The sequence below is a fragment of the Halovibrio variabilis genome (genome assembly GCF_007991175.1).
In the GTDB taxonomy this organism is placed as follows: domain Bacteria; phylum Pseudomonadota; class Gammaproteobacteria; order Pseudomonadales; family Halomonadaceae; genus Vreelandella; species Vreelandella variabilis.
In genome coordinates this window covers 293,339-306,832 of record NZ_BJXV01000001.1, presented here as the reverse complement: position 1 = coordinate 306,832, position 13,494 = coordinate 293,339, and the positions used below count along the sequence as shown (strand labels likewise).

The 13,494-nt window shown below is 56.5% G+C and carries 9 protein-coding genes; 7 read left to right on the top strand and 2 right to left on the bottom strand.

Annotation, left to right across the window (positions count from 1 at the left end):
- The first annotated feature begins 2 nt into the window (after positions 1 to 2).
- Complete coding sequence (locus tag HVA01_RS01295) at positions 3 to 1,022, top strand: CobW family GTP-binding protein (protein ID WP_146872701.1); 1,020 nt, start codon at positions 3 to 5, stop codon at positions 1,020 to 1,022.
- On the opposite strand, the gene HVA01_RS01290 is transcribed toward HVA01_RS01295, so the two are convergent.
- Positions 999 to 3,716 carry a bifunctional diguanylate cyclase/phosphodiesterase gene (locus HVA01_RS01290; protein ID WP_146872699.1) on the bottom strand — a complete coding sequence of 906 codons (2,718 nt, stop codon included), beginning with the start codon at positions 3,714 to 3,716 and terminating at the stop codon, positions 999 to 1,001. The genes HVA01_RS01295 and HVA01_RS01290 overlap by 24 nt on opposite strands.
- Positions 3,717 to 4,015: 299 nt before the next feature.
- Between HVA01_RS01290 and HVA01_RS01285 the strand changes: the two genes are divergently transcribed.
- Positions 4,016 to 4,921: a LysR family transcriptional regulator gene (locus HVA01_RS01285; protein WP_146872697.1), complete on the top strand. Its 906-nt coding sequence runs from the start codon at positions 4,016 to 4,018 to the stop codon at positions 4,919 to 4,921.
- A gap of 27 nt (positions 4,922 to 4,948) precedes the next feature.
- On the opposite strand, the gene HVA01_RS01280 is transcribed toward HVA01_RS01285, so the two are convergent.
- Complete coding sequence (locus HVA01_RS01280; RefSeq protein ID WP_146872695.1) at positions 4,949 to 6,466, bottom strand: NCS1 family nucleobase:cation symporter-1; 1,518 nt, start codon at positions 6,464 to 6,466, stop codon at positions 4,949 to 4,951.
- A gap of 651 nt (positions 6,467 to 7,117) precedes the next feature.
- Between HVA01_RS01280 and HVA01_RS01275 the strand changes: the two genes are divergently transcribed.
- The 5 genes from HVA01_RS01275 (at position 7,118) to HVA01_RS01255 (ending at position 13,233) form a co-directional block, all read left to right on the top strand.
- Entirely contained in the window at positions 7,118 to 7,984 is an 867-nt protein-coding gene (locus HVA01_RS01275; protein WP_146872694.1) for a nitrilase-related carbon-nitrogen hydrolase, read from the top strand.
- 31 nt (positions 7,985 to 8,015) lie between these two features.
- Positions 8,016 to 9,455: a dihydropyrimidinase gene (gene hydA / locus HVA01_RS01270; RefSeq protein ID WP_146872692.1), complete on the top strand. Its 1,440-nt coding sequence runs from the start codon at positions 8,016 to 8,018 to the stop codon at positions 9,453 to 9,455.
- A gap of 23 nt (positions 9,456 to 9,478) precedes the next feature.
- Positions 9,479 to 10,858 carry an NAD(P)-dependent oxidoreductase gene (locus tag HVA01_RS01265; protein ID WP_146872690.1) on the top strand — a complete coding sequence of 460 codons (1,380 nt, stop codon included), beginning with the start codon at positions 9,479 to 9,481 and terminating at the stop codon, positions 10,856 to 10,858.
- Positions 10,855 to 12,204, top strand: coding sequence for an NAD-dependent dihydropyrimidine dehydrogenase subunit PreA (gene preA / locus HVA01_RS01260; RefSeq protein WP_146872688.1), 1,350 nt, complete (start codon positions 10,855 to 10,857; stop codon positions 12,202 to 12,204). The genes HVA01_RS01265 and preA overlap by 4 nt, the downstream gene beginning before the upstream one ends.
- Positions 12,205 to 12,360: 156 nt before the next feature.
- The gene (locus HVA01_RS01255) at positions 12,361 to 13,233 is read left to right on the top strand and encodes an ABC transporter substrate-binding protein (protein WP_146872687.1); all 873 of its coding nucleotides are present in this window, start codon (positions 12,361 to 12,363) and stop codon (positions 13,231 to 13,233) included.
- Positions 13,234 to 13,494: the final 261 nt, after the last annotated feature.

The following is a 13,494-nucleotide window of genomic DNA, read 5'->3' as shown; positions in this document are numbered from 1 at the left end:
CCTTGGCAGCGTTGACCCAGGTACCCGTGCATATCGTCACCGGCTTTTTAGGCAGCGGTAAAACCACGCTTATCCACAGCCTGATTGAACAAAAGCCTGTGGATGAGAAATGGGCCATTCTGGTCAACGAGTTTGGGCAGATCGGTATCGACCAAACCATGTTCGACGCCCGCGATGACGTTGTGGTGAAGGGGCTGCCCGGCGGGTGCCTATGCTGCCAGCTTGCCTTTGTACTACAGGCGGCGCTGGTTAACCTGCTCGCGCGCAGCAAGCCTGACCGAGTCATTATCGAGCCTTCCGGCCTTGGCCACCCGGCGGGCCTGCTGGACCTACTCCGCGGGGAAGCCTTCCATGAGGTGCTTGACGTGCGCGATATTATTTCCACCCTTGATCCCCGCCGCTTGGATGACCCGCGAGCGCGGGAGCACGACACCTTTCGCGACCAGCTGGACATGGCCGATGCCGTCGCGCTGACCATGCTCGACCAGAGCACCCCCGAGCAGCTCAGCGCCGCTCATGCCTTTGTGGCGCAGCGCTGGCCGCCGCGCAAATGGGTCCAAGAAAGCCCTGACGGTGAGTTGCCGCTGGCGTTGCTGCTGCACAGCGGCAACGCCAATGGGGCTGACAAAGAGATGCCCGCCAGCCACCAACAGCTGAACGCAGCGCCCAGCCTGGAAGGCTCGTTTTTTGACTTCCCTCCCGCACCCGGCAAACCGCAGCGAGAAACCGGCACCGCGCTGGGCTACACCAGCACCGGGTTACGTTGGCATCCTAGCGAGCGCTTCGACCTGGATCGCCTTGCGGCCCACTTGGCAGAACTGCCCCGGGAAGCGCGCATTAAAGGCGTGTTCCATACCCACAGCGGCTGGAAGCGCCTTAACCGCGCTGACGGCACGCTGAGCATCGAAAGCAGCGCATGGCGGCAGGACTCCCGCTTGGAAATTATCCTCCCCGATTCAGTCGCAAGCCCCGGCGCGGACCTTGAAGCTAAGCTCATGTCAGCTAGCGATCCCGCCCAATAGCTGGGTTTCAAAGACGCTGGCTGCCACCGGGCGTCCATACAGAAAGCCTTGGTAAGCGCGACAGTCGTGCGCTAATAGCCACGCCTGCTGCGCTTGGGTTTCTACGCCTTCAGCAATGACCTCGAGATCCAGACTCTCCGCCAGCGCGATGGTACTTTCGACAATCGCGGCATTGGCTTGGCTGACGAGTATTTGCTGGACAAACGACTGGTCGATTTTCAGTTGATCCAGCGGCAGCTGGGCTAAATAGGCAAGCGACGAGTAACCGGTTCCAAAATCATCCAGCGAAAAGCGCACCCCTTGCGCTTTTAAGGCGAGCATTTTATCGCGGGCATCATCACGGGCTTCGACAAACAGCGACTCCGTCACTTCCAACTTTAACCGTTGAAGCGGCACCTGGGTGCGCGCAAACACTGCCTCGACACGACGCAAAAACCCCTCATCGCGGAACTGAGCCGGGCTTATATTGACCGATAAGGTCAATTCGCGAAACTGAGGGTGCTGCGCCCAATGCACTAATTGATGGCAAGCCGTCTCCAATACCCACTCGCCCACAGCGTTTATCAGCCCGGTGCTTTCCAGCAATGGAATAAACGCATCGGGCGACACCAGGCCACGCTCGGGATGCTCCCAACGTAACAGCGCTTCCACACCGAAAACCTTGCCGTGGTGGTCGACTTGGGGCTGGTAATAGAGCAGCCACTGCTGCTTTGCCTGCGCTTGGTATAAGTCCGTCTCTAGTTTCACATGGGCTAACAGCGAGGCCTGCATGGCAGGGTCAAAAAAGCACACATGATGGCGACCGCTTCTTTTAGCCTGAAAGAGCGCCATATCGACTTGCTGTAAGTAGTCATCCGCGCCGTACTCGCTGTTCGTCATCAGGGCAATACCGACACTGCCAGTCACCGTGACACTTTCCTCGCCCAGCATGATAGGCGTGCATAACGTCGCCTGTAATTTATGCGCAACACGCTCGGCCAGCTGAGAAGTTTGCATCGGGCTGCTAGCCTCCCCTTCAATTAATATCGCAAACTCATCGCTGCCTAAACGCGCCAAGGTGTCTGTATCGCGTAGCATTTGGCCAAGCCGCCGTGCGATGGTTTGTAATAGCCGGTCACCGCTGACGTGGCCTAAGGTGTCATTGATTTGTTTGAAGTTATCGATGTCGATCAACAGTAGCGCGCCGCACCGCTGATGGCGCCTAAGCTCTTTGAGCGCGGCTTCCATGCGATCCATGAATAGTTGCCGGTTAGCCAGCCCCGTTAACGGGTCATAAAACGCCAGTTGATGTATTTCCTGCTCAGCGGCTTTGCGCTCGCTAATATCATTCATGGTGGCTACATAGTGGGTCAGCTCGCCTGAAGAACTATGTATCGCGCTAACCGTTAACCACTCAGGAAACAGTTCGCCGTTCTTGCGTTGATTCCATATCTCGCCTTCCCAGTTCCCTGTCTTAACGAGACTTTTCCATAGCTGGCGATAAAACGCGGCGTTGTGGTGGCCAGCACTAAACAGGCGGGGGTTCTTGCCCACCACCTCGGCTTCGCTATAGCCGGTAATACGGGTAAAAGTTTGATTGGCTTTGAGAATTTCCCCATGGGCATCGGTAATCAAAATACCCAAATGGGTTTGAAAGGCCGCTGCAGCAATTTGCGCTTCGGCACGTGCCTGTTCGCGCTCTTCGATCCGCTGGCGTAACTGATCGGTTAACGCCAAGCGGCTGAGGTAGTGCCGCGTGCCCCAGGCACCTAGTAGCGCAATAACTACCATCACCGCCAATAAGATCAGGGCGCGCTGTCGCCAACCCGCCAGCAATCCATGCAGGTCGATGCCCACCACCGCCAGCATCGGGTATTCACCCACTCGCTGAACACGAAACAACCGCTCGCGGCCATCAATGGGCGAACGCATCGTGGTAGACCACATCGGTTCACCACGCGCCAGCCACTCATCGGTTTCAGGGCTGTCAATTTGCCTACCAATGCTAAATGACTCGCTGACACTCGGGTGCCGCGCAATCAATTTTAAATTAGCATCGACCAACGCAATGCTCTCACCGTCATAACCGTTTATTTCTTCAAGCGAGTCGATAAATACGGTGGGTGCAATGCGGGCGACTACCCACTCTGCCAACTCGTCTGTCGGCACATGTAATCGCCGACCATGGTAAAGATAATACGTTTGCTCGCTTTCAGACCCATATAAGGGAGTGACCAGCTCTTGCTCGTCACTGTGTTGAAAGGCGTTAAAAAACGGGGTATCACTGACATCACCCTGGGCCATCCACTGACCGCTACCGCTTGCCAGCACACGCCCTTCGCGATCCAATACGCCGATCTCATTGATCATGGGCACGTAAGCAATCAGGTTGTTTAACGCTTGCGGCAGTAGTAGAGGGTTACGCACCTCGGCCATCGCGTCTATTGCCATCAGTTCACTCAGCCCAAACAAGGCTTGGCCACTTTGGGCAAACACCCCTTTAGCCCATTCAGTGACCACATTGGCACGCGCCGTGGTACGCGATTCGGCGGCCTGTATTTCTTGTTGGTACTGTTCATGGAGCTGCCAACCGAACAGCACCACCATAGCCAATAGCGCTAGCGTGTAGAGCGTAACGACATTGCGCCGCTGCTGGCGGTAATGATGAGTTGCTTTTAACGCAGCATCGTTGACATCAACAGGAGTGAGCGGCATCGCACAGAGGCCTTATTTAGGTGCCTAACAAGAGGCCTGGCACAGTGTATAAAAGGGGCCAGAAACGCTACACCACAAACGCCGCAACATGGATTTGTCTGGCCGAAACTTACGATCTACCAAGAAACTTAGATTTACCAGGAAATATAGATTTATCAGGAAAATATGGATTTACCTGAAAATATGGATGTACTAGATAGTGCCGGAGTACATTGGTGATGTATATCAGGTTTTATCACCGCTAAGGCGCAAAAAAGCGTGACGCTTTGTATTGAGCGTCTAGATACCAAGGAGTTGTTATGGCATCGCTGGGCCAAATGAGCGACTACGAAATACGCCTTATCCGTATATTTAAGACCGTGGTTGAGTGTGGTGGCTTTACTGCAGCGGAAACGATGCTGGGTATTAGTCGCTCGGCGATTAGCCAGCACATGAACGATTTGGAGGGACGGCTGGGCTTTTCACTCTGCCAGCGCGGGCGTGGTGGGTTTAGTTTAACCGAAGAAGGTAAAGAGATTTATCAGGCTGGCATGACGCTGCTAACCGCACTTGAAACTTTCAAAAGTGACGTTAACGCCCTGCATCAGACGATTAAAGGCGAGCTGAATATCGGCATTACCGACAATCTGGTCACGCTACCCGCCATGCACGTAACCAATGCACTGGCCGAACTTAGCGCGCCTGAACATGACGTGACACTGCATATTCATATGGAACCTTCCGACGCCGTCATCCGCGGCGTGATGGATGGCCATTTACACGTTGGCGTTGTACCCGCGGTGAACCTACCCACCAGCTTAGACACCCGCCACCTCTACGATGAGCCCTCTTACCTTTATTGCGCGGCAGGCCATCCGCTTTTTAGTGAGGAAGATGACACACTTAGCGTTGCGGATATCGCCCAACACGCGGCTATTTCGCCGCGCTATCCGCTACCCGTTGAGGCACGCCAAGCCCACGATGCGCTAAGCCTGCGGGCCTCGGCGTCTGACCGCGAAGGCGCCGCCTTTTTGATCCTGACCGGACGCTTTATCGGCTTTTTGCCTGAACACGTCGCCGCGCAATGGGTCGCGGCGGGTAAGATGCGAGCCCTGCATGTTGCCACACAGCACTACCGCATTCCGTTTGTACTGATTACCCGCCACGACCGTCGCCCCAACCGGGTAGTCGATGCGTTTTTAAGCTTTGTTAAAAGCGCTGAGTGACTGAGCCAAACAGCGCCGGTGCTCGGCCTAGGGCTGTTCTGCTATCTCGCTGGCCATAATGGGCGCAGGCCCCACTTGAGGCGACGATACCAATACTAGGCTAGCCCCAAAGTAAACAATTGCCCCCAGCGCCGAGCCGGTGAACCAGCCGTAGTCATAGAACCAGTTCATGGTGCCGGTTAACAGCGAAATCAGAGTGAGCCCCACCGGCACGCCAAAGGCGATAAAACCGGCAATATTCACGGCAGGATACGCATGGTTATCCATATACAGGCTGGGCACATCCAGGCGCTGCTTTTTAATCAGGAAGTAATCCACCGCCATAATGCCCGCGATGGGGCCCAGCAGGCTCGAATAGCCCAACAGCCAGTTGGAGTACATCTGCTCAAGGGAAACCCCTGGTGGAATGATCCCTGCTTTTTGTAGCAGATCGTAGCCCATCAGCAGCACGCCTACCGCGCCGGTGAGAAGAACCCCTCGGGTCTGGTTGATCAACTTGGGCGCAATGTTCTGGAAGTCGTTGGTGGGTGAAACAATGTTCGCCGCCGTATTAGTCGACAGGGTTGCGACGATAATCAACAACATCGCCAATACTACCCAAAACGGGCTATCGATCATGCCAATCAGATTGACCGGATCGGCAATCGTTTGCCCTACCAGCGACTCGGAAGCAGCGGTTAACACCACGCCGAGGGCGGCAAAGAAGAACATCGTTAGCGGCAAGCCAATCACCTGACCAACAATTTGATCCTTCTGACTTTTGGCAAAGCGGCTGAAGTCGGGAATATTTAGCGATAGCGTTGCCCAAAAGCCCACCATAGCGGTTAACCCGGCAAAGAAGTAGCCATACACCGAAGCGCCTTCAGGGCGCGAAGGCGGCTGTGCCAGTAGTTCGGTCATCGACATATGCGGCCATGCCCACACCATCAAGCCAACGCCGACGGCTAACAGCAGCGGTGCTGCCAAGGTTTCCAGCCACTTGATCGATTCGGCGCCACGAATCACCACGTAAAGGTTCATCGCGGCGAAGACAAAAAAGCCGATCACTTCGCCCACGCCGCCAAGGGCTGCCCAAGCAGGCACCAGCTCTGAAAGCAGCAGGTGAATCGCCAGCCCACCGAACATGGTTTGGATCCCAAACCAGCCGCAGCCCACCAAAGCGCGCACCAAGCAGGGCACGTTAGAGCCTAAAATACCGAAAGACGAGCGCAGCACCACCGGAAAGGGAATGCCAAATTTTGTGCCTGGAAAGGCGTTTAGGGTGAGCGGGATCAGTACAATCACGTTCGCCAATAAAATTGCAAACAGCGCTTCCCCCACGCTTAAACCAAAGTAGGCGGTTAACACACCGCCCAGGGTATAGGTGGGCACGCAGATCGACATGCCTACCCATAGCGCCGCAATGTTCCACTTACTCCAGGTACGCTCGCTGGCCTGAGTCGGCGCAATATCCTGGTTAAAGCGCGGACTATTGCGGACATCGTCGCCTTTATCAAGCTCTATTAGTCCGTCTCGGTCGACCATCTGAGAGGTTGTCTCGGTCATGTTGCGTCTCCTCTGCATTGCGTTTCCCCACGGTCTCGGGAGTGCTTAATTAAATCGCTTAGAAATCATGGCTGTTAGCGGCTATTGCTCTTAAATTATCGCTCTTAAACCGTCGTTCTTAACCCTCGTTCTTAGAAGCAAAGCAATAAGCGTGCCTAACCTTCAAAGTGCGCCTATTAACCCATTGATTAAAAAGCTGCCTTGCTCGACAACAATATTAATATTTTCCTTTAATCTTTGCAGTTGACCTCATCCAAACCCAAATCAATTAAACAAATCTAGATCAAAAATATATTTGCACCAATTTTAAACGGCATCCGTTAAAAAATAACTGGCATAACAATAACAAGTTATTGATTTAAAAAAGTTAAATCAAATATCCAAAACAGTGCACCCACTCACCAAAACAGTGAATAACGCTTAGCCAGAGAATAAAACCAAATGAACTCAAAGAGTTAAAGATAATTGCAAAAACGCCTTCTCACAACTTGCTAAAACCACCCACCCAGCGATACTTTGAATAAAAGCTGTCTCTTTTGTCAGCTTTACAAAACTCATACTCCACGCCTTACAACAATGCGCCTACACCAATCATCAGAACCAATCATCAGAACCAAGCATCAGAACCAATCATCAGAGGGAGAAACGTTCATGCAGAAGATGAAAATCGGTTTAATTCAAATGGCCTTGAAGACCACCACCGACCAGGAACCAGCGGCCATCCGCGATGTTATGAACGAAGCCCACCTGCCGATGATCAAGCAGGCAGCCGAGCAAGGCGTGCAGGTGCTGTGTTTCCAGGAAGTGTTTAATCAACCCTACTTTTGCCCCAGCCAGGACGGCAAATGGTACGCCGCCGCCGAGCGGGTGCCGGAAGGCCCCACCTGCCAAATGATGCAAAAACTCGCCGCCGAGCACCAGATGGTGATCATCGTTCCCGTCTTTGAAGAAACTGACACCGGCGTTTACTACAACACCGCCGCCGTGTTCGACGCCGACGGCAGCTACCTGGGCAAGTACCACAAAACGCATATTCCCCAAGTGGCCGGATTTTGGGAGAAATTCTTCTTCAAACCGGGCCAATCCAACTGGCCGGTATTCGATACCGCCTACGGCAAAATCGGCGTGTATATCTGCTACGACCGCCACTTCCCCGAAGGCTGGCGAGCACTGGCACTCAACGGCGCCGAGGTGATCTTCAACCCTTCCGCTACCGTCGCCGGGCTTTCCCAGTACTTGTGGGAGCTAGAGCAGCCCGCCTCTGCCGCCGCCAACGGCTGCTTTATCGCCGCCATCAACCGGGTGGGTACGGAAGCACCGTGGAACATCGGCGATTTTTATGGCTCCAGCTATATCGTTAACCCCCGGGGCAAGATCGAGGCCCAAGCCAGCGAAACCGAAGACGAACTGCTGGTGCACGAGATCGATTTGGACATGGTGCGCGAGGTACGCAACAACTGGCAGTTCTTCCGCGACCGCCGCCCGGAAACCTACACCCGCCTGACCGACGGCGAATAACCCGGCTAGCGGATAATACAAGGAGCAAACCATGAGCCTATTGATCAAGGGCGGCACTGTCGTCACCAATACCGATACCTACCGAGCCGACGTGCTGTGTGTGGAGGGTAAAATCCATGCCATCGGCACCGATTTAGACATTCCCGCTGATTGCGAGGTTGTCGATGCCAGCGACCAGCTGGTCATGCCGGGCGGCATCGACCCCCATACCCATATGCAGCTGCCGTTTATGGGCACCGTGGCCAGCGAGGATTTCTACACCGGCACCGCCGCTGCGCTGGCAGGGGGCACCACCTCGATTATCGACTTCGTCATTCCCCAGCCGGGGCAATCGCTGCTGGAGGCTTTCGAGACCTGGCAGGGCTGGGCCGAAAAAGCCGCCACCGACTTCGCCTTCCACGTTGCCATCACTTGGTGGGACGACAGCGTACGGGAGGAAATGGGCACGCTGGTGCGCGAGCACGGGGTTAACAGCTTCAAGCACTTTATGGCCTACAAGGGTGCCATCATGGCCACCGACGACATCCTGGTAGAAAGCTTTTCGCGCTGCCTGGAGCTGGGCGCGGTGCCTACCGTCCACGCGGAAAATGGCGAGCTGGTCTACCACATGCAGCAGAAACTGCTCGCCCAGGGTATTACCGGCCCGGAAGCCCACCCGCTTTCACGCCCGCCCCAGGTGGAAGGCGAAGCCGCCAGCCGGGCGATTCGTATCGCCAGCACCCTGGGCGCACCGATCTATTTGGTGCACGTTTCGACCAAGGACGCGGTGGATGAGATTGCCTACGCCCGCGACCAGGGCCACCAAGTTTATGGCGAGTGCCTCGCTGGCCATCTAATGATTGACGACAGCGTCTACCAGGACACCGACTGGGGCCGCGCCGCCGCTCATGTAATGAGCCCGCCCTTCCGTCCCAAGGGCCATCAGGAAGCCCTCTGGCACGGCCTTCAGTCAGGCAACTTGCAGACCACCGCTACCGACCACTGCTGCTTCTGCGCCGATCAAAAAGCCGCGGGCAAAGACGACTTCACCAAGATTCCCAACGGTACCGCCGGGGTCGAAGACCGCTTGGCCGTGCTGTGGGACGAAGGCGTCAACACCGGCAAGCTATCGCCCCAGGAGTTTGTCGCCCTGACGTCGACCAACACCGCCAAGATTTTCAACCTTTACCCCCGCAAAGGCGCGATTCAGGTGGGTGCCGATGCCGATATCGTGGTCTGGGACCCCAACGGTACACGGACGATTTCCGCCAAGACGCACCATCAGAACGTCGACTTCAACATCTTCGAAGGCAAGACGGTGCGCGGCATCCCCCGCCACACCATCAGCCAGGGTAAGTGGGTATGGCGCGACGGTGATCTGCGCGCCGAGCGCGGCGCAGGCCGGTATTTGGAACGCCCCGCCTACCCCGGCATGTTTGAGCTGCTGGCCAAGCGCGCCGAGCTCAACGCGCCCGTGGCGGTGAAGCGCTAACACCATTCGAGGGAGAAATGACCGTGACCCATTCACTGAATCACCTACCCAGCGCAAAAGAGGTCGGCACCTACGACCCGCCAACGCTGGCAAACAACTTTAGCGATCTGCACCCACCGCTGACCCACCGTCAGGCGATGATCGAAAGCCAGCGCTGTCTCTACTGTTATGACGCGCCCTGCGTGGAGGCCTGCCCGTCAGAGATCGACATCCCGAGCTTTATTCGTCAGATCAGCGAAGACAACATCAACGGTGCGGCGGAAACCATTCTGGAAGCCAATATCCTCGGCGGTAGCTGCGCTCGGGTATGCCCGACGGAAATTCTCTGCGAGCGCAGCTGCGTGCGTAACCACGACGCTGAGTGCCAGCCGGTGCTGATCGGCCTGTTGCAGCGCCACGCCACCGACAACATGCAGTTTGAAGGCCACCCGTTTAAACGCGCCGCTTCCACCGGCCGTCATATTGCGGTGGTAGGTGCCGGGCCAGCGGGGCTCTCCTGCGCGCATCGCCTGGCGATGCTGGGCCATCAGGTGACCCTTTTTGAAGCCGAACAGAAGCCCGGCGGGCTGAACGAATACGGTATTGCCCGCTACAAGATGACCGACGACTTTGCCTGCAAGGAAGTCGAGTTTCTGCTCGAAATCGGTGGCATCGACATTCAGTACGGGAAGCGGTTAGGCGACAACCTGGAACTGGCCACCCTGCATCAACAGTACGACAGCGTGTTTCTCGGTTTAGGCCTGGGTGCCAGCCGCGCCTTGGGACTCACTGGGGAAGATGCCCCCGGTTTGATGCCTGCCGTGGACTATATCAAAACCCTGCGCCAAACCGACGACCTGGGAAGCCTAACGGTGGCCAAACGCTGCATTGTCATCGGCGCGGGTAATACCGCCATCGATATGGCCACCCAAATGGCCCGCCTGGGCGCCATCGAAGTGACGCTGGTTTATCGCCGCGGCGTGGAAGCCATGTCGGCCACCGATCATGAGCAAAAGATCGCCAAAGCCAACGGCGTGCGCATGATCACCTGGGCGCAGCCCGACGACATTCTGCTGGACAGCCAAGGCCGGGTGGCTGGCATGCGTTTTGCCAAGACCCATGAACAAGCGGGCCAATTAACAGCCACCGGGGAAACCTTCGAGATTGCCGCCGACGCCATCTTCAAGGCAATTGGCCAGGGCTTTGACAGCGCAAGCCTCAGCGACGCCACTGCCGCTGAACTCGCTCGCGATGGTGAGCGCATTCACGTTAATGAGATGCTCCAAACGTCGCTACCTAACGTTTACGCCGGCGGTGACTGCATCAAGCCCGGCCAGGATCTTACCGTACAAGCCGTGCAGCACGGCAAACTGGCCGCCCACGCCATTCATCAAGCGCTGACCGCCAAGCAGGAGGCCGCATGAATACCCTCAACGTTACTCCGCTTTCTTTTACACCCCCGGGCAAAAAAGATAGGGGTGCCAGCGTGGTCAATGGCGTTGATCTGTCGGTGAATTTTGCCGGCATCAAGGCTCCCAACCCGTTCTGGCTGGCCTCCGCACCGCCCACCGACAAAGCCTATAACGTGGTGCGCGCCTATGAAGCGGGCTGGGGCGGCGTGGTGTGGAAAACCCTCGGCGAAGAACCCCCAGCGGTGAACGTCTCCTCGCGGTATTCGGCCCACTACGGCAAGAACCGCGAGGTGATCGGCTTTAACAATATCGAGCTGATTACCGACCGCTCGCTGGAGATCAACCTGAAAGAAATCACCCAGGTGAAGAAGGATTGGCCCGACCGGGCGCTGATCGTCTCCATCATGGTGCCCTGCAACGAGGAAGCCTGGGCGTATATTCTGCCGCTGGTGGAAGCCACCGGCGCGGACGGCATCGAGCTCAACCTGGGCTGCCCCCACGGCATGCCCGAACGCGGCATGGGTGCGGCGGTGGGCCAAAACCCGGACCTGATCGAGAAAGTTACCTACTGGTGCAAGAAACACTACTCGAAGCCGGTGATTGTCAAACTCACCCCCAACATCACCGATATTCGCGTGGGCGCACAGGCAGCGTTGCGCGGCGGGGCCGATGCGGTATCGCTGATCAACACTATCAACTCGATCACCAGCATCGACTTGGACAATATGGTCGCCAAACCCACAGTCGGCCACCAGAGCACCCACGGCGGCTACTGCGGCAGCGCCGTTAAGCCCATTGCGATGAATATGGTGGCGGAAATCGCCCGCGACCCGGCCACGCCAACGCTGCCCATTTCCGGTATTGGCGGTATTTCCACCTGGCGCGATGCGGCGGAATTTATCGCTCTCGGCGCGGGCAGCGTGCAGGTATGCACCGCCGCGATGCTCAACGGTTTTCGGATTGTGGAGGAGATGAAAGACGGCCTTTCGCGCTGGATGGCGGAAAAAGGCTACGACTCGATAGAGGCGTTTTCGCGTAAGGCGATACCCCAGACCACCGACTGGAAACATCTGGATATCAACTTCAAGACCATCGCCAAGATCGATCAGGACCTGTGCATCGAGTGCGGCCGCTGCTACATTGCCTGCGAGGACACGTCTCACCAGTCGATTGCCAAGCTCACCGAGCAGGACGGCGCGCGGCGCTACGAAGTGATCGAAGAGGAGTGCGTGGGCTGTAATCTTTGCCAGATCACCTGCCCGGTGGAAAACTGCATCACCATGGTGCCGCAGGAAACCGGCCAACCTTTCCTGGCCTGGGATAACGACCCGCGCAACCCTTTTCGCGTGGCGTCTTAATTTAACCGCCTTTTTTAACCCACCGCCCTCTCAGGTTGAGGGCGGTCGCATTTCCTGCAACAAGCCGTTCCTTCACCGAGCAGCGACAAGAGACCACTTTATTGACAGAATGAGAAACTGTCGCATATAAAATTTTTTCTCATAAAAGGAAGCCCAATGACGTCTAAGACAATCGCTGCCACTGTTGCCACTACCGCCGCTGTTACCTTACTGTTTTCGGCCGTCAGCGCTGCGGCTGACCAGCGTATCGCCAGCTTCGATTTAGGCAGTTTGGATACCCTGGACGCGCTGGGGTTAAGCGAGCAGGTGGTGGGCGTCCCGAAACAGAGCCTGCCCGCCTACCTTGAGCAGTACACAGAAGAGGCCTACACCGATATCGGCGGCCTGCGCTCGCCGGACATGGACGCCATCAGCGCAAGTGAGCCTAGCCTGATTCTTTACACCGGTCGCCAGGGCGATTGGGAAGACGAGCTGGGCGACATTGCGCCGCTGCTCAACACCAGCCTGCGGGGTGACGACTATCTCGCCGCTTTTGATGCCAACGTGCGCGAGCTGGCCAGCCGTCTGGATGCCGAAGCCCAAGCAGAAGAAGCGCTTGAAATCCTGCACGCCGAGATTGAATCCCAGCGCGAAGCCCTGAGTGATGCTCCCAGCACGCTGGTAGTGACCCATAACGGCGGCCACCTGATGCTCAATCAACACCCCGTCGTCCACGATGTGCTGGGCGTAGACGCACTCGAAATGCCCGCTAGCGTGACCAGCGAAACCCGCGGCACACGTACCTTTACCCCGCTGTCCGCCGATGCCATCGCCGAGATTAATCCAGACGTTGTGTTGGTGATGGACCGCAGCGCCGCGATTGGCGATGAGCCTGCCGATGCCGATAGCTTGCGCAAAACCCTAAATGACGCCGGTGCCGACAACGCCCAGGTGGTGATGCTAACGCCTGCGCTGTGGTACCTCTCCGGCGGCGGCTTGCAAAGCTTGGCGCTACAGATTAAAGAAGTGGCTGCGGCGCTCGTCAGGTAACTAGTCGTCAAGTAACTCGTTACCGGTCACAAGCCGCTCAATAAGCAGCATTAGGGCCACCATGCGGGCCAATAACGCTTTTAGCAGCGTATTTCCCCCATGGTGGCCTACCCCGCAAAGACCCACCTCCGGCTTCCCATCACCCTGTCTGTGCCAGCTTGCCCTTTTATATTGCAAAACCGGGTATTGACACAAGGGTACTGTTGTAAATTGTTATCATTCGCTTATACTAATCAAAATCAATATTATTGGCGAATATTA